Raw genomic sequence first — 24485 nt, forward strand, 5'->3', positions numbered from 1 at the left:
AAAGTCTGACTAGATAAGACTTTCTTAATTACGAATTACGTTAGCGTTAGCTCTCCCGCAGGGAGCATTACGAATTACGAATTGGTATTACTCCCTACTCCCTCCAACTCCTCATCCGTCAACTCATACAAATTGCGTAACTGCTGCAATTTATCTTCACTTGCTTGCCAAAAACCCCGTCCATTTGCTTCCAACATCCTGCTAATGATATTGCGGAATGCTTCTGGATTTGCTTGGCGTAACTTTTCTGCCATCTCTGCATTCAAGGCATAAGTATCTGCGGCTTGGTCGTATACCCAGTTATCCGTAAAATCCGCAGTTCCTGACCACCCAATCAACGCAGTCATTCTCTGAGAAATTTCATAAGCACCTCCCGAACCTTGATTAGCCATTGCTTCTGCCCATTTTGGATTTAAGAATTTGCTGCGATACTCCATTCTCAACAAATCATCTAATTTTCGAGGAGTTGTATCTTTAGAGAAGCTCTCTACAAAACTGGCAGTAACTTTTTTCCCCTGTTGCTTTTCTGCGGCTTTCTTTAAACCGCCAGTATTGGCATAATATTCCTGAATATCTGTTAATCCATACTCCACAGAATCAATTTCCTGGACAATTCTCCCAGTGGTTTTTAACAGGGTATTTAACACCTCAGGACGCGCTTCTCCCTTATCTTTTCTCCCATAACTAAAGACATTACGACCTTGCCAAGTATCCCCCAATTCCTCACCCGATTCCCAATTCCCATCGACCACCCTATCATTTACTAAAGAGCCAAAATCACCCGCAGGATTAGAAAATAGTCTTGCTGATATATTTGCAACACCCTGTGCTTTTAATTCCAGAGCGTGCTTCTTAATAAAATTCTCCTCCACCGATTCATCAATATCCACCGCGCGCTGAAACAAATCATCTAATAATTCAATAATATTCACGAAACTATCACGGAAAATTCCTGAGAGATTTCCTAACACATCAATGCGTGGATGTCCCACTTCCGGAAGAGGTTGTAAATCGTAACGCACAATCCTACCTGTACCCTCTTTCACCGGTTCTGCGCCCACCAATTCCAAGAGAATTCCTAAGGATTCACCCTTAGTTTTAATCGCATCTAAACCCCATAACATCACCGCAACAGTTTCTGGATATTCTCCATGTTCTTGTAAATGTTGACTGATAATTTTCTTGGCAATTTCCTTACCTCTGGCATAAGCAGCAGGAGAGGGCATTCTATAGGGGTCTAAAGCATGAATATTACGCCCTGTGGGCAATACTCCGGCTCCATCTCGCAGCAAATCACCACCGGGAGCAGGAGGAATATATTCCCCATTCAAACCCCGCAGTAAATTAGTTAATTCTTCACTATTTCTATGCAGTAATTCTCGGATTTCTGCCTCTTCTTCTAGGTTATCTTGGGTCTGATGACCAAAATAAGCCTCTAAATATGCCTGCATATTTTCTGCATTAGGAACCGCTCCCAAGACGTGTAAACCTGAAGAGAAAAGGCGATTTTCTAAAACCTGTAAATAGCCATATAACTTGACTAAATAATCATCAAATACGTGATGACTGAATAGCTTGATATTTTCTAAAGTAAAGGCAATACCGAGTTTTTTTGCCTCTTCTAGAGGGCAATCAGCATCTAAACCACTATCAATAATTTGCTTACAAATGGCATCCTTTAAAACATAATTTTTCTCTGGCTCTTCCCGATACTCAGCAATTAACTCTCGTAGATTTAGCAATTCCTTATATAATCCGGCTCTACCATAGGGAGGAACATTGTGAGAAATTAGCACCCCATAACCACGACGCTTGGCTAAAATTGATTCTGAGGGATTATTTGCCGCATAGATATATAAGTTAGGGATATTTCCTAATAGAATATCTGACCAAGAATAACCAGTATTTCCTAGGGGTGAACCTGGTAACCATTCCACGGTTCCATGCATACCAAAATGTACGACAGCATCAGCTTGAAAATCATGCTGCAACCATTGATAAAAGGCTGCATATTGGGGATGGGGGGTTAAATCTCGCTCAAACATTAAGCGCATAGGATCGCCAGAAATTCCTAAGGGTGGTTGGACTCCGATCCAAACATTTCCTAAGTTAATTCCTCCAATTTGAAACTCATCACCGGAGGTTTTAATCCCTGTACCAGTCAGCGATCGCCATTGTTTTTCGATGCGAGATGTTTGCAGATAGCCTAACCATTTTTCCAGTTGTCTCACATTTACGGTATGGGTAATCTTTTCATCTGCTGCTTTTACCCAATTAATAATTTCCTCCCCATCTTCTGGTAATTCCCCAACGGTATAACCCTGTGCTTTTAATCCATGGAGAAAGTTCAATAAACTGCGGGGAACATTTAGTAATGCGGCTGTTCCTGTCGCTCCATATCCAGGGGGAAAACCGTAGAGAATCACGGCAATTTTTCTCTGAGAAGGGGGTGTTTTTCGCAAACTTACCCAATTTTTGACACGGTTAATTAGTCGTTCTACTCGTTCGGGAATCAGGTAAATATCTTCTCCTACCAAACCACCCAGGGGAACAGTATCGATCGCCCCATCTAATTCTGGTAGCGCGTATAAAACTACACTTTGCAATCCTCCAATTCCTTGCCTTGTCCAGGAATGAATATCTTGAATTAATAGGGGTGCAGCTACAAAGTAGGGGATATTTTTCGCCGTGAGAATACGTTTTGCTACCTCAATCTGTCGCCCTGCTTCCATGGAACCTGCGGGACCCCCAACTAGGGGAAAACCAATGGTGGAGACGATGGCATCTACTAAGACTGCTGTGGAAGATAGGGAAGGTGTTTCTATATTCCCCCCTTGTCTTTGTTGTATTTCGTACTCAGTTGTCAGCCAATCACGGACGGCGACGTGTCCCTCTACACCATTAATAAAAATAGGGAGAGGAATTATACCTGACCTCTCAAACCTACGGATAAGCTGGGGGATATAGGGCTGTTTGGTAATGACATGTTTGCGGTAGAGGAGGATGGCAACTGTGGGGGCAGAGGCGGCAGGTAATAGTTGTTTTTTATACCAATTTATATATGCTTGGGGTGAGTCAAAGTATCCTTGATAGTCGGGGTGAAGTAGCCCCATATTTGGGGTTTCGATGGGTGGGGGAATCTCTCCAATTGGCAGATTCAGGTATTTCTCGGCAATTGTCCAAAACAGGGCTGCAACGTTTTCCGTACCACCAGCATTCCAGTAACCGTAGATAATTAACCAGTTACGCAGGTCTTGAACTTTTCCTAGGGGTATAAATTTTAATAGTTTGGGTCCAACTTTCAGGAAACTAATATAACCAGCAAGTTTATCTTCTTCTCGTCCGTTGCTGAATTTGTCAAGGATAAATTTTACAGGTTTGGGCATTCCCTTGGGTTTGTCTCCAATGCTGAATGCACCTATTTGGGTGAGACTGATGAGTTCCAGAGCAGACTCAAAGATTAAACGGATGGGGATATTTTTAACGCGATCGCGCAACCACAAAACCTGGTCATAATCAAATAGCAGACTCCCAAAAAATACATCCGCTCCCTGTAATGCTGCTGCAACCTCCTCTGTATCTGTGGCTAACTGGCGATCGCTAAATACCCGAATATCCAATTCTGGACAGCGTGACTTAGCCTGTTCGGCTGCTTTGCGGTACAAGTCAGCATTGAACGATTCAAATCCTGCTACCAGAACTATACGTTTCATGGCTTTTTTATACTTCTTTACATTTGCTTACATTTATTATTTTAGTTTTTTATTTCCGTTGGTTTATCACATAAGTTTTGATGGGTAACAAATATGTAGTGGGAGCGTCTCGCTCCCTGATTTCATAAGGAACACAATCAGCTAGAAACCTTTTCCAGTAAAGATGTTTTCACCTGACGCTGACCCTGAACCACCAACTCAATTACACGGTCTGGTCCTGTAACTAAACCGCGACGACGGGGTAAAATATCCCCCTTGGTGGCTAAATCTAGATTGAGACTAGAGAGAATCGTTGCCAAAACCAACTTCATTTCCAACTGAGCAAAAGCCGTACCTACGCAACGTCTAGCACCACCACCAAAAGGTACAAATTCATAGGGAGAATACTGTCTTTCTAGAAAACGTTCCGGTCGAAACTGTTTCGGGTTGGGGTATAAGTCTTCTCTTTGATGGGTTAAATAAATTGCACCCATAACTAATGTACCGGGTTGTAATTCATGCCCTGAAAGGGTGAGGGTATTTTTCACGGAGCGGGGGAAAGTCAACATAGCTACCGGATATATCCGTAAAGTCTCGTTACAGACCGCATTCAAATAGGGCAATTTCAGCAGGGTATTTAAATCAGACTTGTCTGGTACAGTATCCAATTCTGCTAGTAATTTTTCCTTCACCTCCGGGAATTTATGAATCCAGTAAAGTGCCCAAGCTAAAGCTGTCGCAGTAGTTTCATGTCCTGCGGTGAGTAAGGTCATCAACTCATCTCGCAGTTCCTCATCAGTCATACCGACACCGTTTTCGTCCTGAGCTGCCATCAACAAGCTGAGGATATCCGTCCGAGAGGTATCTGCTTGAGCGCGACGTTCCCGAATTTCGGCGTAGATTAATTCATTTACACGCTGACGACGACGCAGGAAGCGCCCCCAAGGATACCAAGTACCTAAATCCTGTTGGAGAATAGGTATATATAAAAGAGCTGCTCGCAGGGGAGAGCTTCCCCCTTCTTCTAACATAATCGCTAAAAGACGTTCTAATTCTTCAGCCCTTTCTCCCTCATGCAAACCAAATACCGCTTGCATAATGACTCGCATGGTAATTGCTTGCATGGCAGCACGAGCATCTACACTTTGACCTATACGCCATTGCCCCATCACTGACTCAGTAATCTTAGTGATGACTTCGGTATAGGTTTTCATCCGTTCCCCATGAAAGGGTGGAGTAATTAGTTGTCTTTGTCGGAAATGGGGTTCACCTTCTAAGGTAATCACGGAGTTTTTGCCTAGCAGGGGGGCAAATAGTTGATTGGCGCGACTGGGAGCAGTAAAGTCTTTATTGTCACTGGTCAGTATTTGCTGTATTGCCTGGGGGTGACTGACAAAGAGGATGGGAAAGCTCAGATGGAGAGTGAAAATATCGCCATACTTTTTTGCACATTCTTCCATATATGGCATGGGACGAGCAATCCACTGAAGCATTTGGACAATCGCCGGAGTTTGGGGACCTTGTGGTAGTTTCATCTGATTCTCTTACTGCCTATCCTATCCTTACTGTTCTGCCATTGGAACTATCAAAAAATCATTAAGTTTTGTTAAGTAGCCATTATGAACTGCGTACACCAGGACAGATGAAAATAGGCATTGGGCATTAATTATTTCTCCCTTGTCCCCCTTGTCCCCCTTGTCCCCCTTGTCCCCCTTGTCCCCTGCTTTTTCAAGTCAGGTGCTAGTCATCAAACTGCGTAGACGTGGATAATATCGTTCGACTTTAAAGTTAATACAAATAGGTAGCAGGGTGAAAAAATTAGGGAGACTATGGTTTTGTATCAAGCATTTCGTGAAATGTGGATAACAACTAGGCTGTGTACTTTGTTGGGATTTATCCATATTTAGTTCATGATTTAGTTCATGCCGTTTTTGTGATTTTCTCGTCCCCATGCTCCGCGTGGGGACGCATTCCACGAGGCTCTCTGCCTCGAATCAGGAAGCAGAGCTTCCCTACCTGTATTCCAAGCCAGAGTCTTGGAACAAGTTTTCCCCCTCACGGTTTTTGTATGAATTTATCACTCAAAAAAGGCACAGAGTACACAGCCTAGATAACAACAGAAAGATAGCTATGGATTGCAAAGCGCTAATTTATCAAATTGGGAAACAACAAGTGATCGCACCCATATATCCTAATTATTTGGTGAAATGGGATATCTCCCAAGAGCCGCGAATTATTCAGCAAATCGAACTACCTTACAAATTTGAGCCAGTACCGAGTATTGTTTTATTACCGGATGGGGAAAGGTTTGCTGTGACTCCTTCTGAGGTTACGCCAGAATTTGGGATTGAAATACGTCATTGGGATGATTTGTCCGTTTTGCAAACAGTTCAGTTACCCCATGCACCCTATGGGGAGACTTCCCTGGAGGATGAATATCATGGACATCAGAAATGTACCCATATCTCATGGTTGGGGGTGACTCCTTGTCAGCGATATTTACTGATTGCTGAGGGTTGGGGGGATATGTACTTGGTTAATTTAGAAACGGGTGAACAGGTACGTTGGTTGTGTCGTTGGCGAGATTATAATGCGGGATTTGCCATGGATGCACAGATGCAATTTTTAATTATCAATTCTGTGGATATGGATGAATTCCATCATGTATTTCGCATTGGAGATATGCTCAGGGGTGAATTGAGTTATCTGGGAGAATTTGCAGGTGGAGCGCGTTGTCATCGGGGTGGTTTGGGTTTTAGCCCAGATGGTGAGAGTTTGGCTTACAGTTTCTATATATATAATCGGGTTGAGTTAGCTTGTTTGCAGGTCGATCGCCAGTTTTTGGCAAGTTTAAATGATTTTGTTGAGCAACCCCTGGAAACAAAATGGCAACAACCTTGGATGCTACACCATGGACATGATAGTTTTAATCCTTGGCAAAGTGAAATTGTTTGGCTGGATAATCAGAGGTTGGTGTTTGGTGTGGGGAAAACTCTGGCATTAGTGCAGGCAGAAACTGGTGAGGTGGAAGCAACCTATAATTTAGATGCAGTGATGAATGGGATGAAATTTGACCCTATTTCTGGAAAAATGATTGTGGCGACGAAGGAGGGAATAGGGGTGGTGACAATAGGCTGATTTTATATATTTAATTCATCCAGGGACATTTCTAATTGTAAATCATCTATCATTTCTTGAATATTTTGTCTAGCAGTAATATTCCCTTCCAGAGTAGATAATTCTTGGGCAACTTTTAAGTCTGCCATGGCATTCTCCAGATGATTTAATTCATAGAAGCATTGGGAACGTTGTTGATAGATTTCCCTAGTTTTATATCCTAGTTCAATGGCTTGATTATAGTCAGCGATCGCCATCTCTAATTCTGTGATTTCCAAATAGCAATTACCGCGTAAATAATAAGCTTCTTTGTTGTCTTGATTTTCTAGGATAACTTTGTTAAAATCAGATATAGCTCCAGTAAAGTATCCTAGTTCAACGCGAGATATTCCCCTATTTAAATACTGCTGAATATCACAATATTCTATTTCTGATAAGGCAGGGAATAAAGTAATTTCGGGCAATGTTGTATAGTCTATCCAGCTCTGTTTACTTTCTAGTTGTAGAACCTGTCCATAATCTTCGATAGCTCTTTGATTATCACCAATTAGGTAATAAGTATCTCCGCGATTTTTCCAAAAAGAGATATGATCAGGAGAGAGAATTATTGCTTGACTAAAATCGGCGATCGCCCCTGAATAATCACTGAGGTGATATCGGGCAATTCCCATCTGATTATAAACTTGGGGAGCATGGGGATTGAGGTTGAGACTGTGGAGAAAATCGAGGATTGCTTTTTCATATTCTGCCACAGCTAAATACGCCAAACCTCGGTGATAGTAGATATTTGCGTCTTGCTGCTGAATTTCGAGGATATCGGTATAGGTAGCGATCGCCCTTGAAAAGTCTTGGTTTTGATAAGCTTGAATAGCGGCTAATTTTAGGGATGGGATAGAATTTTGGGTTAGGGAATGGGATGGGGAGAAATTTCCTAGACTTTGGGAATGAAACTGTTCTAAATAGCATCTCAAACCACCAGCATAGAGTAATTGTTCTATACCGAAGTTTATTTTACCTCTGTTTAACTTAATCATCTGAGTTGGTAAAAAACCAGCTAAATACAAATGATATTCCCTTTGAGATTCATTAATTTCTTCTTGAACAAAGACACAAATAATCACATAATTATTTGCAACTTCCTCTGCACTCACCGACCATTGAACTTGATTAAATTTACCACGACGAGACTTTACTTGAATCCCAATTTTAGCATCAAATTTCAGAGTAAAATCTGTTTTTCCATCACCACCGAGACGTTTTTCATAATCTACAGAGGTAATTAAATCTGATAAACGTTCTTGAACAACTTCCTCTGCTAATTTCCCCTGCAAATACTTAATAAATACATCCCTGACGGGAGAGACTTGTTTATATTTTTCTGCCATTTCCCAACAGAAATTCCGTAAAACTTTGAGTCTTTCCCCAGAAATAACCGTCAACTCGCTATGTTTACCCTCAACTTGACAATGGAGTACAGAGCTAGAAGATGCCAACCTCTGGATAAAATCTAATTGTTGCGATCGCAGTACGGAAATTCCATTCATGGGAGGGAAAATTGCTGATTTTCATTTATACTTTGACATAAAAAAATTGATTTTTTCACCAATGCTCGCAAAAATATCTGTAATTATTCCAACACTGAATGAGTCAGTTAATATTGCCTCTACCTTGAGTGCGATACCTATTAGGCATGATATAGAGGTAATTATTGTCGATGGTGGCTCCACGGATAACACAGTAGAAATAACTAGGCAATTTAGTATAAAATTAATTGATTCTCTGCCCGGACGTAGCGAGCAAATGAATCGGGGTGCAACCGTCGCAACAGGAGAAATTCTACTATTTTTGCACGGGGATACTCGTTTACCAAGTAATTTTGAGAACATGGTGAGAGATGCAATCCAGAAACCGGGAGTGGTTGCAGGTGCATTTACATTGCAGATTGACGATAATGCACCAAGTTTGCGGTGGGTAGAAAAGGGGGTGAAGTGGCGATCGCGGTTATTTCAGTTACCCTATGGAGATCAGGCAATATTTCTGACGAAGGAAACATTTGAGAAAATTGGTGGCTTCCCAAGAATTCCGATTATGGAAGACTTTGAGTTGATACAGAGATTAAAAAAAATCGGTAAAATCACGATTATATCTGCATCAGTCATCACATCACCCCGAAGATGGTTAAAAAAAGGAATTTGGCAAACAACCCTGATCAATCAGATTGTGATTATCGCCTATTATCTGGGTATTTCTCCCGATAGAATCCGTGACTGGTATCGTCAGGGAAAATTTAGATAGTCTTAAGCTGTTTCTCAGGTTTGGGCAATATTCTAGAATTGTCAGGAATTTTGTAATTGAGAGAGTTAGATTAAATATGTTCTCGGATTTTTATGAGTATGATGTCTCGAAAAAGTCAATTGACAACAGTTAAATATATTTGTCTATTTTTGTTAGTCATCGCTCTAATTTTCATCGGTAGGCAAATCAATTTTTCCGAAATATTGCAATCCTCCGCTATGTGGGTAAAAAGTTTAGGCATCTGGGGGGCGATCGCCTATATTATTCTTTACAATTTGGCGACTCTCTTATTTGTCCCTGGCTCTATACTTACGATTAAAGGGGGATGTTTATTTGGTTTATTTTGGGGTTCCGTTTATGTGATAATTGCTGCCATTATTGGTGCTGTCATCACTTTTTGTCTAGGGCGTTATGTTTCTCGCAACTGGGTTTGTCAACAGCTGGAAAAATATCCCAAATTTCAAGCTATTGATAGAGCAGTAGCCACCGCAGGATTAAAAATTGTTTTACTGACGCGACTTTCTCCGATTTTCCCCTTTAACTTATTAAACTATGCCTTTGGCATCACTCAAGTGTCTTTAAAAGATTATATTCTTGGCTCCCTTGGTATTATTCCGGGAACTTTAATGTATGTCTACATTGGTTCTTTAGCCAGTGATGTGGTAATGGCAAATATGTCAGCAACACCCATGGATAGGACAGCGCAAACTTGGCAAATAATTATGCAAGTAATTGGCTTAGTTGCCACCATTGCAGTGACGATATATATATCTCGAATTGCTCAGAAAGCATTACAAGAAAATATGGATTAATTTATGATTAGTCCTTGCGCACAATTTTGGAAAAAGAGACGCATCTTGTTTTCTCAGAGAGTTTTAAAAAGATGGCATCTTGCACTGTTTTTTAAATTATTAACCCCCAAATTAACCCCCAAATAAAAAATATCTTACCCCTTAATCATAAATAGCGAGCCAGACGCTCCCACTACAATTTAAAAATCATCAAAAATATATGCGAAAAAACTTTTACCTGATTCTATTTACCCTTCTAGTTATTCTCCTATGGGGAACCCATCCCGCAATTGCTCAAGAAAATAATCTCAATCAATTGAATCCCCAAGGATGGCTGCGAAATGCCCTACTATGGATAGAAAGCCTAGGTGTAATTGGGGCGATCGCCTTTATCGGTTTATATATTCTTGCCACCGTTGCATTTCTTCCAGGTTCCATTCTCACCCTAGGAGCAGGGGTAGTATTTGGTGTTGTCTGGGGTTCCCTCTACGTCTTCCTGGGTGCAACCCTAGGAGCAACCGCAGCTTTTTTAGTCGGTAGATATCTCGCAAGAAATTGGGTTTCTCAAAAAATCGCTGGTAACAGCAAATTTGCGGCAATCGATACTGCCGTTGGTCGAGAAGGGTTTAAAATCGTCTTGTTGACTCGACTTTCTCCCATATTTCCCTTCAATTTATTAAACTACGCCCTAGGAATTACAGGAGTTTCCCTCAAAGATTATTTTCTTGCTTCCATTGGGATGCTTCCTGGAACAATTATGTACGTCTACATTGGTTCCCTTGCTGGTAATTTGGCAATGATTGGTAGTCAAACTCAACCGACAAACCCGACTCTACAATGGGCAATCCGCATCATCGGTTTTATTGCTACCCTTGCCGTCACATTATACGTCACCCGTGTTGCCCGCAAAGCTTTAGCAGAAGTTAGTCAATAGTAAATATCTCATCCTTCCCCCAAATTTCCCATGTCTGACTCCGAAAATTATCAAATACGTCCCCTAGATGAGTATAATCAAAGACTTATCTCTCACGTACATCCACCGAACTGGATGAATCCCCAACCTGCTGACTGTTACGATTTAGTAGTTATTGGTGCAGGTACAGCAGGTTTAGTTGTTGCCGCAGGTGCTGCGGGTTTAGGTTTGGGTTTAAAAGTTGCCCTGATTGAAAAGCACCTCATGGGTGGTGATTGTTTAAACGTCGGTTGCGTACCATCAAAATGTCTGATTCGTTCCTCACGGGTTGTCGGAGAAATGTGGCAAGCAGGGGAATTTGGTGTATCCACCCCCCAACATATAGATGTGGATTTTCCCGCAGTTATGGCTAGAATGCGACGTATACGAGCAGGTATCAGCCATAATGACTCCGCAGAAAGGTTTAAAAAGTTGGGTGTAGATGTATTTTTAGGTGATGGCAGCTTCGTGAGTGGCAATAAAATAGAAGTCAATGGTACAATTCTGCGGTTTAAGAAAGCGGTAATTGCTACTGGAGCCAGAGCCGCACGCTTAAATATCCCTGGTATAGAAGAAGCCGGATATTTAACTAACGAAACTGTATTTTCCCTGATACAGCGTCCCCGCAGTCTAGCTGTAATTGGTGGTGGACCCATTGGCTGCGAATTAGCACAAGCCTTTCACCGTCTTGGTTGTCAGGTAACTTTATTCCATCGCGGTGGGCATTTGCTCAACAAAGAAGATAGGGAAGCGGCGGAAATTGTTCAGAATGCCTTGGAGAGGGTAGGTATCCGTTTAGTCTTAAATTGTCAACTGGAAGATGTAGTTAAAGTGACAGCAGGTAAAAGAATATACTTCTCCGTGGGAGAGCATCGGGATTCGGTGACAGTGGAGGAAATTCTTGCCGGTGCGGGGAGAACTCCCAATGTGGAGGGATTGAATTTAGATGCTGTGGGTGTGGAATATGACTCCCGTCGGGGGGTAAAGGTGAATGATTACCTGCAAACAACAAACCCAAATATCTATGCTGCGGGGGATATCTGTATGGATTGGAAGTTTACCCATGCTGCGGATGCTGCCGCCAGGATAGTAATTAAAAATACCCTATTCTCTCCCTTCGGTTTCGGGCGATCGCGCTTAAGTAGCCTCGTTATGCCTTGGGTTACATATACTGACCCTGAAATTGCCCATACGGGAATGTACGAAGCAGAAGCCCATGAGAAAGGTATAAAATGCAATCAAATTAAAATTCCTTTCAGTTCCGTAGATCGGGCGATCGCTGACGGAGAAGAAGCAGGTTTTGTGAAAATTCTCCACCGACAAGGTTCCGATGAAATCCTTGGTGCAACCATTGTCGCTCCCCATGCCGGGGAAATGATATCAGAAATTACCACCGCGATCGTCCATAAAATTGGACTAAGTAAACTGAGCAGCGTAATTCACCCCTATCCTACCCAAGCCGAAGCCATAAAAAAAGCCGCAGACGCTTATCGTCGTACTTTACTCACCCCGAATACGCAAAAACTCCTGGGATTTCTCCAAAAATTATCCTAAAATAGTGGTTGAGGGAATGATAAAAATACTGGCAAACTCTTTCTGACCCTCATCCCTGGCAACACAAATACCAAGCATTTTATTACCCCTAATTTCCGTAAAATTATGTCAGTTGCCCAAGAATTAGAAGTAGCACAAGATATAATATTCCCACCAGGAGATATATACAGTAACGAACCGCCATTGGAAAGCGATTTACACCTACGCCAGATTATCCTGTTATTACAATGCTTAGAATTGTGGTGGCAAAACCGCAATGACTTTTATGCTGCCGGAAATTTGACAATTTACTACAGTCAACGTCAACTCAAATCAGAAGAATTTCGTGGTCCAGACTTTTTTGTTGTTCTGGGATGTGAAAAAAAACCACGCAAAAGTTGGGTAGTTTGGCAAGAAGATGGCAAGTATCCCAATATTATAGTTGAGTTGCTATCACCATCCACAAAAACTACAGACCAAAACTTAAAAAAACAAATTTATCAAGATGTATTTCGCACACCAGAATATTTTTGGTTTGACCCTAATAATTTAGAATTTGCAGGGTTCCATTTAGTCGATGGGATATACCAACCAATAGAACCGAACTCCCAAGGTTGGTTATGGAGTCAGCAATTAGATTTATATCTAGGTGTACAGGAAAATCAACTTCGATATTTTACAGTACAAGGAGAGTTATTACCCACACCAGCAGAATTTGCAGAGCAGGAAAAACAACGCGCAGAGCAGGAAAAACACCGCGCAGAAAGGTTAGCAGCTAAGTTACGGGAATTGAATATTGACCCCGACCTTCTATAAAAAGAGATTATCAGAAACCAAAGCCAGTTTCATTCCCCAAAACTTGGTTAGGCTCTCCTGACAGTGGTAGGATGTTTGAGTTGCTGCTATCTTTGCCCGTGCATGAACAAGCAATTAGACGAAACCCTCTCCCTCGAACTTGCCAGAAAAATTAAAAGTAAATCCACAAAACCCTTTGAAAACGCTTATAAAGCAGCATTGGTGACAGAGGGAGCAAAATATGTTCAAGGTTTTTTAGTTATGCCAGGTAAACTTTACCAACCTTATGAACACGCTTGGATTGAAATCAGTGATACCTCAGATAACGAACCTATTATCCGTATTCTTGACCCTAGTTTACCCCATTTAAAAAAGTCTCCCTCAGAGCTTTGGTATTTTGCGGCACATACTTTAACCGTTAAAAAATTAAAAGCAATTATTGAAGAATCCGAAGAAGATTATCCCGAAGACGATCCCCTACCAATTTATGGTGATGCACCCTATGAATATTATGGGGATGTGATGTTAGGGGGGAAAAATTATCTGGAAGCACATCAAGCTGCTGCGGCAAAATGCCAGGAATTAAATCAACAAAATCTCGAAAATAATTGAAATATTTATTTAAAATTACCTCCTGATGTGAATTAAAAATGCCTCTTATTACCTCATGAGGTTTTCAATATTTATTCAAATCACTCCTCACTTATTACTCATAACTCATAACTCATAACTCATAACTCTATCTTAAACCTGCCATCACTGCCAAAATACTCCCGATATCCACAAACCTGATCACCTCGGATATCAAAAGAAACTGCCACACGATTTTGATAACCTTCTCCTAACAACAAACCTGCGTCCCGAAATTCAAATACAACTTTGGTTGCATTACTCGTGACTCTATCAACCGCAATAATTTTTAATCCCGGATGAAAGACTTGGGAAACGTAGGTGAAAAATTCCTCGGCACGTTCTTTTCCCACATTTAAACCAGCGAATTTTCCCAGGGGAAACCAAAAGCAAAAATCATCCGTCAGCATATCCAAAAAATTTTGCCATTCTCCCATTTCCAAACCATGACGAAAGTGAAGAAAAGCTAGGTTAGCAACATTTAAGCTATTATCTAATTCTTGATTCATGGGTGTGAAAATTATTTACAAAATTCATATTTGCCCTTTTCAGCGAATTATATCAGCAATCTTATCTAAACGTCATTCATCATCAAAAGCGAAGTCTTGTCATTACGACTTAATGTAGCAATCCCGCAATTTTGACTGAAAAGTTCTCAAAGTAGACAAACTTTAGAGTTGCTATTGGAATGTTGCAACAAATTAGGTAATGTAGGGTGTATTAGAACAGAATTTGTCACATATCGTGAACCTTTAAAAATTCTTCTATTCCCCCTGATTCCCACTGTAGATTCAACCATTCCTGATGTCTAAAACGATAGAAGTCCGTAATCCCCGCACAGGAAAATACGATTACGTCATTATTCCCCCACCAGCAAAACTTTTAGCACAACAATGTCACCGGATTCGCAGAGCGCAAAAAAACTGGCAGGAATTAGGTATAGGTAATCGCGCGATCGCCATCAAACAGTGGAAAAAGGAAATTCTTGCCAACAAAGACAAAATACTAGAAGCTTTAATTATTGATACTGGTAGATTAGCCATATCAGAATTAGAACTAGATTTACTCATCAACAATATTGATAGATGGTGTAATTTAGCACCAAAAATCCTAGAGGATACAACCACAGAAACAGGAGTACCCTTCATCACTCTGCAACAAACTGCTGTACCCTATCCTTTAGTAGGAGTAATTAGCCCCTGGAATTTTCCCTTACTCCTAGCCATGATTAATACCATCCCTGCTTTACTTGCAGGATGTGCAGTCATTGTCAAACCTAGTGAAATCGCTCCCCGTTTCGTTGCACCCCTAGTTAACTCCCTAAGTCAGATACCTCACCTCAAGGATGTGCTGAATTTTGTGGAAGGAGCGGGAGAAACCGGAGCCGATTTAATTGATAATGTCGATATGGTTTGCTTTACAGGTAGAATTGCTACAGGCAAGAAAGTTGCCCAAGCTGCCGCCAAACGTTTTATCCCAGCTTGTTTAGAATTAGCAGCCAAAAATCCAGCCATCGTTTTAGAATCAGCAGACTTAGAATTAGCAGCATCAGCGATTGTTTGGGGTGCAGTCTTTAATAGTGGACAATCTTGCTCTGCGATCGCCAGAATTTATGTGGCTCAGTCCATATTAGAAGAATTTATCGCCAAGTTAGTCACCAAGGCAAAACGTTTACAACTTGCCTACCCTAACCTTGAAAGTGGGGATATTGGACCCATCATCTCAGAAAAACAAGCCGCAATTATCAGCGATCATCTCCTCGATGCGCGAGATTTAGGAGCAGTCTTACATTGTGGGGGAGAAATTGAAGATTACGGGGGTGCTTGGTGGTGTCGTCCCACGGTTCTATCTCAAGTCAATCATGACATGAAAGTGATGACAGAGGAAACCTTCGCACCTATCCTACCCGTAATGGCATTTTCTGACATCTCCCAAGGTATAGAATTAGCAAACGATAGTATCTATGGGTTAAGTGCAGCTATCTTTGCAGGTTCCGATACACAAGCATTAGAAGTTGCCCAACAAATCAACGCAGGTGCAATTAGTATTAATGATGCAGCATTAACAACCCTAATTCACGAAGGCGAAAATAATGCTTTTAATTTTTCCGGTATGGGTAATTCTGCCACAGGTGCTGCTGGATTAACACGATTCTTACGGAAAAAAGCATTTTTAGTCAAAAATCAACCAATTAACGACCCTTGGTGGTTTAATAATTTGAGTTGTTAGCACCATAAAATATCAAGTAAATTAAATTTCTTCCCCATTCCCTAATCCATGTCAAAATCTGAAAAAATTAACTTCTCCACACCTAGCGGTTTTCCAGAATTTCTCCCTGGAGAAAAACGCTTAGAAGTATATTTACTCGATATTATCCGCAAAGTATATGAAAGCTACGGTTTTACCCCCATCGAAACCCCTGCTATTGAGCGACTAGAGGTTCTCCAAGCTAAGGGCAATCAAGGAGATAATATTATCTATGAAATTCACCCTATCTTACCACCCAATCGCCAAGCAGAAAAAGACAAAGCTGGGGAAACGGGTTCCGAAGCAAGAGCTTTAAAATTTGACCAAACTGTTCCCCTCGCTGCATATATTGCCCGTCATTTAAATGATTTGACTTTCCCCTTTGCCCGCTATCAAATGGATGTTGTCTTTAGAGGAGAACGAGCTAAAGATGGACGTTTTCGTCAATTTCGCCAATGTGATATTGATGTGATTAGCAGAAAAGAATTGAGCTTATTATATGATGCTCAAATGCCAGCAATTATCACAGAAATCTTTGAAAAAATTAATATTGGTGATTTTCTCGTCCGCATAAATAATCGTAAAATTCTCACCGGATTTTTTCAATCTGTAGGTGTTGCCGAAAATAAAATCAAAACTTGCATTAGCATCATTGATAACCTGGAAAAAATTGGAGAAGCCAAAGTTAAGCAGGAATTAGACAAAGAGGAAATTGATTCAGAAGCTACAGAGAAAATCATCGAATTTATTCATATCAAGGGTTCTGTAGATCAGGTATTAGAAAAACTGCAATATCTCAGCCAAACTTTACCAGATGCCGAAAAATTCCAACTTGGAGTCACCGAATTACAAACTGTCATTTCCGGTGTGAGAAATTTAGGTGTCGCCGAAAATCGCTTCTGTATAGATTTATCTATTGCCCGTGGTTTAGACTACTATACAGGTACAGTTTATGAAACTACATTAATTGGACATGAAGCCTTAGGAAGCATCTGTTCTGGTGGAAGATATGAGGAATTAGTCGGTGTATTTTTAGGAGAAAAAATGCCCGGTGTTGGTATCTCTATCGGTTTAACTCGTTTAATTAGTCGTCTCCTAAAAGCAGGTATTTTAAATCAACTTTCGCCAACTCCTACCCAAGTGATGGTGATGAATATGCAAGCTGATTTAATTCCCCTCTACCTCAATATTTCTCAACAATTACGCCAAGCAGGATTGAATGTAGTGACTGCTTTTGAACAACGTCCTCTAGGGAAACAATTTCAGTTAGCAGAGAAACAAGGTATCCCCATCTGTGTAATTATTGGTGCTGAGGAAGCCGCAAATCAAAAAGCATCTATCAAAGACTTACGTAGTCGAGAACAAATAGAAGTTACTGTAGATGATTTAGCAACAGCAATTCACCAGCGCTTATTTAAAGATTAAGATGTAGAGATGAGATAAATTTGAAATCACAACCCAAGGAAAATCTCAGTAGAGACGTTATGCTATAACGTCTTGTTTTTTGTAAGTTTTCAGAATTAAGACGATTTTTCCCTGGTTTCCTGACGACGATTACAATAGACAACTAAACCTATAAATAAAACTATACCAAAGAAATATTTAAAAATTCCCGGAATCACCGGATTAGGTGAGATAAAACCTTCAATAATTCCGGCAATAACTAACATTGGAATAATCCCACAGACAAGTTGCATTGCTTGCGACGCATATAATTTGAGAGCATCAACTCGGCGATATTTTCCGGGGAAAACTAATCCTTTGGCAATTAAAAAACCACCTCCACCAGCAAAAAAAATTGCCGGCAATTCTAAGGAACCATGGGGAAATACAAATGCCCAAAAAGGGTAAGCCAGATTATTTTGAGCCACTAAAGTACCAATTGCACCAATTAATAGCCCATTAAAAATTAATAAAAAAACTGTCGATAATCCAGCCGTAATTCCTCCAGCCACCGCAGTTAAAGAAACCGAAATATTATTAGTCATAATATTACTAGATGCCAAAGGTTCAACCCCAACTATTGAACCCATCCACAATTCATGGTCATCTCTAACCTTGGAAATCAAATGTTCTGGTACAATCAAAGACATAAAAGTTGGATCTTGCCATGCGTACCACCAAGCAATTACCGCTCCTAGGAGAAACAAGGCTGTAGACAACGCTGTGTATAGAAAAGTTTGTCGAATCACCCTAGGTAAACCCCACAAGTAAAAATGCTTAACAGCTTGCCATTCTTGTCTTCGGGAACCCTGGTATATTTGCCCATAGGCGCGAGTAGTTAGAGATTGTAGATTTTGAGACAATGTGTTACTAATTTCCTGGGTGCGACTACGGGCTAAATCTGCGGTAACGGAGCGATACAAACTAGCCAATTCACGTATTTCGATGGCATTTAGGGACTTGAGACCTTTTTTTTCTACTTTTTGTAGTAAGGTATCTAAACGCTGCCAATTTGGCTCTCGACGGGCAATCCAACGTTGAATATTCATAAATTTTGGGAATACTTATATTTGAGTTACTTTAAGATAACCTCAAAATCACTACTGTATCGACACGGAGAACTTACCGATATGTCTAGTAACTTAGGAAGCGGCGGTTTTATGGAACCACTAAGTATTGGGAATGTGGTGACAGCTGCATTACGCTTATACCGTTCCCACTTCAAGCAGTATTTAGGTTTAGCTTGTCAAGGGTTATTGTGGGCGATGGTTCCTGTATATGGCTGGGCAAAAGGACATATGCTTTATGGTGTAATTGCTCGTATGGCATATGGCGAATTAGTTAATCAACCGGAAACAGTGGGGATGGTAAAAAGTCAGTTAAGACCAAGACTATGGAGTTTTTTCTTAACACAATTACTCATGGGTTTAACTTTGTTCGGGGTGAATTTTGGTATTGGTATTATCCAGCAAATTCTAATTGTATCGATTGGTTTATTAGCGAAAGATTCTCCGATAGTTTTTGGATTAGTTTCTCTAATTATTCAGTTAGTTGGGATGGTGGGATATCTGTGGTTTTATTCTCGAATTTTTATCCCTGAATTACCTGTCGGTGTGGAAGATATGTTGGATGCGGGGCAGGCGATCGCCCGCAGTTGGGAGTTAACAAAAGGTCATGTTTGGCGGATTCAGGCAATTATTGTAGTCGCATCTTTAATTACTTTACCTTTGATGGTCATTGCGATGATTCCTCTGTTTATTGCCTTTACCTCATTTTTTGTCATCTTTGTACCTAATATCAATAATGTTAATTCCACTCCCAGTGAAGCTGCAATGGCAACCTTTTTTATAAGTTTAGGGATTGGCATCATTTTGATTTTGTTTGCTAGTATGCTAATTAGTCCTTTTTGGCAAGCCATCAAAGCTGTTATCTATTTTGATTTAAGAAGTCGTCGAGAAGGGTTAGGTTTGAAATTACGTGATTATGAAGTCTAGAAACGGATAATTCCCTTGGTTAAAGATTCTGGTGATAATACACAGCATTTAACCCTGTACAAAAAATCACGAATCAGACATCATCCTTGCGTAGCTTTTAATTATGATTACTGACCAGCTAATCACGGAGAATAATCAAATATTATAACTTGCTCCTGGTACATTTTTTATATAGTAGTTTGGTTTATGTAATATTTTTTCATCTACTATCAAAAATCAACATAATCTCATGCATATTTTCAATAAAATTAAATACCGAACTCCTGAAAGTGTTGAGTTAGAATTTGTCCTGGCTGGTATTGGTAGCCGTTCCTGGGCACTGATTATTGATTATCAGATTCTGGGAATCATTTTAATCGGGTTTTTGATAGTTTGGTCAACGGTTTCTCTCCAGTTAATTGACTGGTTGGGTGGTTTTGTTAAAGGAGATAAAATTGCCAATTGGTTAACAGCGATTTTTATTCTCATTTACTACTCTGTTTATAGTGGATATTTTGTTTTTTTTGAAACGATTTGGCAAGGACAAACACCTGGTAAACGGATTGCGAAAATTCGGGTAATTCGAGATAATGGTAGACCTGTGAGTTTGTTGCAGTCAGGACTACGTGCCCTTCTCCGACCAATTGATGACACCCTATTTTTAGGAGCATTTTTTATTGCTTTTAGTCGTCGAGAAAAGCGTTTAGGTGATTGGGTAGCTGGAACAGTTGTGATTCAATCTCAAGCAGCCAAAAAACCAACTAGACTGCAAATTTCTGAGTCATCCCAAGCCATCGCCGAGGAATTATCACAAACTAGTGATTTATCTACCTTGTTACCCGATGATTTCGCCGTTGTGCGAGAATATTTACTGAGACGGGAAGGAATGTCAGCAAAGGCAAGAAGCTCTGTTGCTAAAAAATTAAGTAGCCAATTGAAGGCAATTTTGCATTTAGAAAATTTTCCCTCATCTATAAACCATGATATTTTTTTAGAAGCGATTTATTTGGCATATCAAAATCACAAATAGTTAATTATTATAGATTCTGCAAACTTAATATGAGATATTGGTGAAAATGTTGTGGCAGGAGAATTATCTCTCTTTTTCCTGATTGCCCATGAATAATCCCTCTCTTATACTGTAGTTTGCTGCATACGTGGCGATAGGCGATCATCAGCAAGGAAGCTTAATCATAGTGGCTCATACTTTTATCCTAGAACCAGGACGGTGGATACTACAAGGCAGTTGGTTAGAACGGGATGGAATGCCAATTAGTGTCAAAGGTTTAGTTTTGGTTGCTTGGCATCGAGATAATTGGTTCACTATGATTACAAAACTCATATTTCCTGGCGATCGCCCAGAAATTGCCCTACAGTACAAAGGTCGTCTGGATAATGGCAAGCGACAATATACATTTTTATTGCAAAATAATCTCCTAGGACAGGCAGAAGGGGAAGGTTGGGTAGGTTTAGATACGATTGTGCAACGCTACTGGGTACTGAGCGATCGCCAACGTCGTAGTGGTTTTGAAACTCTACACCGTATCAGTGATGATACTTATTACCTCACTAGTGGAATTATGGCGGGTCATTACCTTATCAGTACCATGGAAGGTAATCTGGAACGACAAGCTGTTCAGTAGGGAGTAGCAAGATTAATTCAGCAATGGAAGCTCTCACCGCTTTGCATCTGCAAAATGAGTGAAACCTATATACTGCACAGATTTTGAACTTTGCACTTGAAAATTTTGAATTCCCCATACTGGTACTAGTACTCCCTTTTAGGATAAGATTTGTATCGAAATTCCAGACGTGAGAAAGCATGGCGCAACTAGAGCAATTACTGAGAATGGCAGAAGATGAACTGACAGAGTACAGCACCGATGCTCGCAAAATTGAAAAACTGCGCCGTAAGATTAGTCTGGCAATTCCCCTTGTGCAACAAAGACAACTCAAGGCAGAATTATTACAGATAATGCCATCTGACCAGATGAGCAAAATAGTTGAAGAACAAAGACAAACTGTGGCTCTGCCATTCTGGGGAATAGCTGGTTTAGGTTTACTATTAGGTATTTCTCTCAATCAACCTGTGGGAATTGTGGCATCCGTCATCAGTACTGTTGTTGCCATTAGAATTCAAAAGTGGGGCTGGCAGTTACAAGCAAAACGCTTACTTTTACAGACTTTTGAAGACATTGAAGCCCGTATTAGCCAACCTAATAGCTAAATTGGCGATGATAGGCGATTGAGCTACGCTCCGCTAAAGCAATAGAACTCCGTTCCGCTACGCGATCGCTCTGTACAGTCACTTATAAGGTATAATTATATAAAATTTTACAAAAATTTCTCTATTTTTTTGCCTAATAGGGGCATTCGTTGTGCTATCCTGTTTATTGAGAGTTAATTCGGCGACGGCGTTTGTTATTGATAGGCTTTTTCCTCTTAGTCTTCACAGACTTTTCTCCGAAATCTAAATCTCTACAAACTTATGATTTTGGAGACTTTATATGTCAATTTATGTAGGCAACCTTTCTTACCAAGTTACTGAAGAAAGTTTGAATGCAGTTTTTGCAGAATACGGCACCGTAAAACGAGTTCAGTTACCTACTGACCGTGAAACAGGTCGTTTACGCGGTTTTGGTTTTGTAGAAATGGGTACAGAAGCTGAAGAAGCTGCTGCCATTGAAGCTCTTGATGGTGCTGAATGGATGGGTCGTGACCTTAAAGTTAATAAAGCAAAACCCAAGGAAGACAGAGGTTCCTTCGGTGGTAATAGAGGTAATAACAGATTCGGTGGTGGAAACCGCTACTAAGATTCATCTCTAAAAATAGCTGTTTTCAGCTAACCTCACTAGTCTAAAAAATTTACTGGATTTAGTAGCGGCTCAGGCAAGAATGCTTGAGCCTTTTTAATGTCACATTCAAATCAACATTTTGCCAGGGAATTTGTGAGTAAATTTTGATTTTGTGTCCTCCAGAAATTGAGCATTTTTTGACCGACTTCTTGAGGATGGAAGTAATGGAAAAAGTGATATCCTCCAGGACATTCCCAAAGGGTATCTTGGGGTTTAAACCAGTTTGTCCAATCATGGAGGGTGGGGGAACTGACTACAGGGTCAGTTTTACTACCACAAACGAGTAATGGCATGGAAACCCCTCCTTTGGGGAGATGAATGAGTCGAAACAGGGAATGTTGACAGGGTGAAAGTTCTAAGTCGCGTTTGAGAGCAATGGAGAGGGTTTCAATGGTGTAGGGACGATTATTACCAAAGAGACTGCGAACATTATTTGCCAAAATTTGCTCCTGACTGGTGGTAAAAATTTGGCGTTGGGTGTAGTAGTGTGCTTGCCAGGTATTTGCTGGTTGGGAGGCAACTGCGAGGAGGGAGAGCGATCGCACCATTTCGGGGTAACGACGGGCAAATAGGAGGGCGATCGCCCCACTAATTCCATGTCCTGCTAAATGCACGGGTTGGGGGGATGATTTTAAGAAGTCGTGTAACAAATCGACAGCTTGATATATGGAACTAGCCTCATCTTCTGATTGTATATATTCCCAATGGGCAACGGTCTGTTTTGTGGATAAATATCTCAGTAAAGGTAAATCAAAACGTTTCAAACTTGGGCTAGCGGTTAACCAGAGAACATCAAAATTAGACATGATTTTTTAAGGGGAAAGGGGGAAAGGGAAAGGGAAAACCATTCCCTGATAGTTGTAGTTATGACGTATCCCTGCACTAAGAGAAGCGTCTATAAGATTGGCGTTATGGAATGGGAATCTGGAATCACAATTTCTCGTAAACACGTTCTAGTGAAACTAGAATTTCCCCTGTAAATTTTCCACCGCAACTTCTATATAAATCAGAGTTGACTAAATACCGAATTCTCTTTTCAACTGAGATACCCAAGCTTTAATCCGAGTATCAGTTAAATCAGATTGATTATCTTCATCGAGAGCCAAACCACAGAATTTACCATCTCTGACAGCTTTCGACTCACTAAAATCATAACCATCGGTGGAAGTATAACCAATCGTTTTACCACCCTGGGCAGCAATTTTTTCTTCTAAAATTCCCATTGCATCTTGGAAGTTATCACCATAACCTATTTGATCACCAGTGCCAAAATAGGCAACAGTTTTACCACTAAAATCCACATCATCTAGCTCTTGGTATAGTCCCTCCCAATCACTTTGTAGCTCACCAATATTCCAGGTAGGACAACCAATAATTAAATATTCATATTCTGCAAAGTCACTAGTCTCCGCTTGACAAACATCCACTAAGGTGACAATATCTCCACCAAACTCTTTCTGAATAATTTCCGCCACAGATTCAGTTTTACCTGTAGTTGTACCGTAAAATAGACCAATATTTTTTGACATTTTTCCTCCTGAAAATTGCGATTTGTTGCCTGTAGGTAAATTTCGGGATTTCTCTAGTGGTAATGACTATAAAAACTGTAATAATGGCCCACCTTGACTAATTAATAAGAAGGCAAACAATGCACCTCCACAACCACCAATTGTCCAAGCACTGGTGAACTCACTCCAAGCTTTTGTGGATTTCATATTGTCTGGCAATTCACTCTGAGGATTTTTTCCTGAAAAAGCCACACTACCGTAGATAAATAAACAAATTTCAAATAGGGCGATCGCTCCTGCCCAGAATACTATCAAACCTGTATGGGCTACGTACGCCCCTAATAATCGCCCTGAAAGGTTAGTTAAGCGAGCATTTCCTGACCACCAGGGTATGGACTCTAGTTTTTGCGCTGCCATGGTTGTCATAGCTTGACCTCTAAGTCACAAATAAATTTAGCTTATTGAGTTTATATCTCAATTACTTGCAAAAACATCCTAGCAGAATAATTGATAGTATTTCTCATTATTTTTAGATTAATTTTTGTAAATCTTGTTAGCTATGGGCTGAAAAGTGCCTAAATACAGTGTTTTTACTGTGTAGATATCATCTGAGGGGAGAGATACTACTAAAATTATGCTATAAAATCTCAATAA

22 protein-coding genes are annotated in these 24485 nt (G+C 40.5%); 14 read left to right on the forward strand and 8 right to left on the reverse strand.

From position 1 onward, the window contains the following. Positions 1-74: 74 nt before the first annotated feature. Positions 75-3713: a magnesium chelatase subunit H gene (bchH, locus tag IJ00_RS26120; protein ID WP_035158200.1), complete on the reverse strand. Its 3639-nt coding sequence runs from the start codon at positions 3711-3713 to the stop codon at positions 75-77. Between the two features lie 137 nt (positions 3714-3850). Then, positions 3851-5227, reverse strand: a complete 1377-nt coding sequence (locus IJ00_RS26125) for a cytochrome P450 (RefSeq protein WP_035158201.1) — start codon at positions 5225-5227, stop codon at positions 3851-3853. A gap of 595 nt (positions 5228-5822) precedes the next feature. Here IJ00_RS26125 and IJ00_RS26130 point away from each other — a divergent pair. After that, complete coding sequence (locus IJ00_RS26130; RefSeq protein WP_035158202.1) at positions 5823-6830, forward strand: hypothetical protein; 1008 nt, start codon at positions 5823-5825, stop codon at positions 6828-6830. A 2-nt stretch (positions 6831-6832) separates the two neighbouring features. Here the strand turns inward: IJ00_RS26130 and IJ00_RS26135 are convergent, their stop codons facing one another. Next, positions 6833-8353, reverse strand: coding sequence for a tetratricopeptide repeat protein (locus tag IJ00_RS26135; RefSeq protein WP_035158203.1), 1521 nt, complete (start codon positions 8351-8353; stop codon positions 6833-6835). 61 nt (positions 8354-8414) lie between these two features. On the opposite strand from IJ00_RS26135, the gene IJ00_RS26140 reads away from it, so the two are divergent. The 6 genes from IJ00_RS26140 to IJ00_RS26165 all read left to right on the forward strand — a co-directional run bounded on the left by IJ00_RS26140 (position 8415) and on the right by IJ00_RS26165 (position 13787). Further along, the gene (locus IJ00_RS26140; protein ID WP_035159666.1) at positions 8415-9104 is read left to right on the forward strand and encodes a TIGR04283 family arsenosugar biosynthesis glycosyltransferase; all 690 of its coding nucleotides are present in this window, start codon (positions 8415-8417) and stop codon (positions 9102-9104) included. Positions 9105-9205: 101 nt separating this feature from the next. Next, entirely contained in the window at positions 9206-9916 is a 711-nt protein-coding gene (locus tag IJ00_RS26145) for a TVP38/TMEM64 family protein (RefSeq protein ID WP_201782715.1), read from the forward strand. Positions 9917-10115: 199 nt separating this feature from the next. After that, the gene (locus IJ00_RS26150; protein ID WP_144416084.1) at positions 10116-10829 is read left to right on the forward strand and encodes a TVP38/TMEM64 family protein; all 714 of its coding nucleotides are present in this window, start codon (positions 10116-10118) and stop codon (positions 10827-10829) included. Positions 10830-10859: 30 nt separating this feature from the next. Continuing rightward, the gene (locus tag IJ00_RS26155) at positions 10860-12401 is read left to right on the forward strand and encodes a mercuric reductase (protein ID WP_035158205.1); all 1542 of its coding nucleotides are present in this window, start codon (positions 10860-10862) and stop codon (positions 12399-12401) included. 105 nt (positions 12402-12506) lie between these two features. Further along, positions 12507-13196 (forward strand): Uma2 family endonuclease, encoded by a 690-nt coding sequence (locus tag IJ00_RS26160; RefSeq protein WP_035158206.1) that lies wholly within the window; start codon positions 12507-12509, stop codon positions 13194-13196. 102 nt (positions 13197-13298) lie between these two features. Further along, positions 13299-13787, forward strand: coding sequence for a hypothetical protein (locus tag IJ00_RS26165; protein ID WP_035158207.1), 489 nt, complete (start codon positions 13299-13301; stop codon positions 13785-13787). Positions 13788-13906: 119 nt separating this feature from the next. Here IJ00_RS26165 and IJ00_RS26170 read toward each other — a convergent pair whose 3' ends face one another. Further along, a complete protein-coding gene (locus tag IJ00_RS26170) occupies positions 13907-14314 on the reverse strand; it encodes a nuclear transport factor 2 family protein (RefSeq protein WP_035158208.1) in 408 nt (135 codons plus the stop codon). A gap of 295 nt (positions 14315-14609) precedes the next feature. On the opposite strand from IJ00_RS26170, the gene IJ00_RS26175 reads away from it, so the two are divergent. Beyond that, entirely contained in the window at positions 14610-16034 is a 1425-nt protein-coding gene (locus IJ00_RS26175) for an aldehyde dehydrogenase family protein (protein WP_035158209.1), read from the forward strand. 48 nt (positions 16035-16082) lie between these two features. Then, positions 16083-17477 carry a histidine--tRNA ligase gene (hisS, locus tag IJ00_RS26180; protein ID WP_035158210.1) on the forward strand — a complete coding sequence of 465 codons (1395 nt, stop codon included), beginning with the start codon at positions 16083-16085 and terminating at the stop codon, positions 17475-17477. Between the two features lie 95 nt (positions 17478-17572). Here the strand turns inward: hisS and IJ00_RS26185 are convergent, their stop codons facing one another. Next, a complete protein-coding gene (locus tag IJ00_RS26185) occupies positions 17573-18544 on the reverse strand; it encodes a stage II sporulation protein M (protein WP_035158211.1) in 972 nt (323 codons plus the stop codon). 81 nt (positions 18545-18625) lie between these two features. On the opposite strand from IJ00_RS26185, the gene IJ00_RS26190 reads away from it, so the two are divergent. From IJ00_RS26190 to IJ00_RS26210, 5 genes are all read left to right on the forward strand, one after another. Further along, positions 18626-19489 carry a hypothetical protein gene (locus tag IJ00_RS26190; RefSeq protein WP_035158212.1) on the forward strand — a complete coding sequence of 288 codons (864 nt, stop codon included), beginning with the start codon at positions 18626-18628 and terminating at the stop codon, positions 19487-19489. Positions 19490-19718: 229 nt separating this feature from the next. Then, on the forward strand, positions 19719-20498 hold the full coding sequence (locus IJ00_RS26195) for an RDD family protein (protein ID WP_035158213.1): 780 nt from the start codon (positions 19719-19721) through the stop codon (positions 20496-20498). Between the two features lie 166 nt (positions 20499-20664). After that, positions 20665-21111, forward strand: a complete 447-nt coding sequence (locus IJ00_RS26200) for a hypothetical protein (RefSeq protein WP_035159671.1) — start codon at positions 20665-20667, stop codon at positions 21109-21111. 179 nt (positions 21112-21290) lie between these two features. Continuing rightward, positions 21291-21695 (forward strand): hypothetical protein, encoded by a 405-nt coding sequence (locus IJ00_RS26205; protein ID WP_035158214.1) that lies wholly within the window; start codon positions 21291-21293, stop codon positions 21693-21695. Positions 21696-21975: 280 nt separating this feature from the next. Next, positions 21976-22281, forward strand: a complete 306-nt coding sequence (locus IJ00_RS26210) for a hypothetical protein (protein WP_035158215.1) — start codon at positions 21976-21978, stop codon at positions 22279-22281. A gap of 113 nt (positions 22282-22394) precedes the next feature. Here the strand turns inward: IJ00_RS26210 and IJ00_RS26215 are convergent, their stop codons facing one another. The 3 genes from IJ00_RS26215 to IJ00_RS30045 all read right to left on the reverse strand — a co-directional run bounded on the left by IJ00_RS26215 (position 22395) and on the right by IJ00_RS30045 (position 24248). Beyond that, complete coding sequence (locus IJ00_RS26215) at positions 22395-23129, reverse strand: alpha/beta fold hydrolase (protein WP_035158216.1); 735 nt, start codon at positions 23127-23129, stop codon at positions 22395-22397. Between the two features lie 210 nt (positions 23130-23339). Further along, positions 23340-23852: a flavodoxin FldA gene (fldA, locus tag IJ00_RS26220; protein ID WP_035158217.1), complete on the reverse strand. Its 513-nt coding sequence runs from the start codon at positions 23850-23852 to the stop codon at positions 23340-23342. Positions 23853-23918: 66 nt separating this feature from the next. Then, positions 23919-24248, reverse strand: coding sequence for a photosystem I reaction center subunit XI (locus IJ00_RS30045; protein ID WP_046814924.1), 330 nt, complete (start codon positions 24246-24248; stop codon positions 23919-23921). Positions 24249-24485 lie beyond the last annotated feature (237 nt).

It is taken from the genome of Calothrix sp. 336/3 (genome assembly GCF_000734895.2).
Lineage (GTDB): Bacteria > Cyanobacteriota > Cyanobacteriia > Cyanobacteriales > Nostocaceae > 336-3.

Coding starts and splice junctions, on each gene's coding strand:
- bchH (WP_035158200.1), bottom strand. CDS start 3,713: ATGAAACGTATAGTTCTGGTAGCAGGATTTGAATCGTTCAATGCTGAC.
- IJ00_RS26125 (WP_035158201.1), bottom strand. CDS start 5,227: ATGAAACTACCACAAGGTCCCCAAACTCCGGCGATTGTCCAAATGCTT.
- IJ00_RS26130 (WP_035158202.1), top strand. CDS start 5,823: ATGGATTGCAAAGCGCTAATTTATCAAATTGGGAAACAACAAGTGATC.
- IJ00_RS26135 (WP_035158203.1), bottom strand. CDS start 8,353: ATGAATGGAATTTCCGTACTGCGATCGCAACAATTAGATTTTATCCAG.
- IJ00_RS26140 (WP_035159666.1), top strand. CDS start 8,415: ATGCTCGCAAAAATATCTGTAATTATTCCAACACTGAATGAGTCAGTT.
- IJ00_RS26145 (WP_201782715.1), top strand. CDS start 9,206: ATGTCTCGAAAAAGTCAATTGACAACAGTTAAATATATTTGTCTATTT.
- IJ00_RS26150 (WP_144416084.1), top strand. CDS start 10,116: ATGCGAAAAAACTTTTACCTGATTCTATTTACCCTTCTAGTTATTCTC.
- IJ00_RS26155 (WP_035158205.1), top strand. CDS start 10,860: ATGTCTGACTCCGAAAATTATCAAATACGTCCCCTAGATGAGTATAAT.
- IJ00_RS26160 (WP_035158206.1), top strand. CDS start 12,507: ATGTCAGTTGCCCAAGAATTAGAAGTAGCACAAGATATAATATTCCCA.
- IJ00_RS26165 (WP_035158207.1), top strand. CDS start 13,299: ATGAACAAGCAATTAGACGAAACCCTCTCCCTCGAACTTGCCAGAAAA.
- IJ00_RS26170 (WP_035158208.1), bottom strand. CDS start 14,314: ATGAATCAAGAATTAGATAATAGCTTAAATGTTGCTAACCTAGCTTTT.
- IJ00_RS26175 (WP_035158209.1), top strand. CDS start 14,610: ATGTCTAAAACGATAGAAGTCCGTAATCCCCGCACAGGAAAATACGAT.
- hisS (WP_035158210.1), top strand. CDS start 16,083: ATGTCAAAATCTGAAAAAATTAACTTCTCCACACCTAGCGGTTTTCCA.
- IJ00_RS26185 (WP_035158211.1), bottom strand. CDS start 18,544: ATGAATATTCAACGTTGGATTGCCCGTCGAGAGCCAAATTGGCAGCGT.
- IJ00_RS26190 (WP_035158212.1), top strand. CDS start 18,626: ATGTCTAGTAACTTAGGAAGCGGCGGTTTTATGGAACCACTAAGTATT.
- IJ00_RS26195 (WP_035158213.1), top strand. CDS start 19,719: ATGCATATTTTCAATAAAATTAAATACCGAACTCCTGAAAGTGTTGAG.
- IJ00_RS26205 (WP_035158214.1), top strand. CDS start 21,291: ATGGCGCAACTAGAGCAATTACTGAGAATGGCAGAAGATGAACTGACA.
- IJ00_RS26210 (WP_035158215.1), top strand. CDS start 21,976: ATGTCAATTTATGTAGGCAACCTTTCTTACCAAGTTACTGAAGAAAGT.
- IJ00_RS26215 (WP_035158216.1), bottom strand. CDS start 23,129: ATGTCTAATTTTGATGTTCTCTGGTTAACCGCTAGCCCAAGTTTGAAA.
- fldA (WP_035158217.1), bottom strand. CDS start 23,852: ATGTCAAAAAATATTGGTCTATTTTACGGTACAACTACAGGTAAAACT.
- IJ00_RS30045 (WP_046814924.1), bottom strand. CDS start 24,248: ATGGCAGCGCAAAAACTAGAGTCCATACCCTGGTGGTCAGGAAATGCT.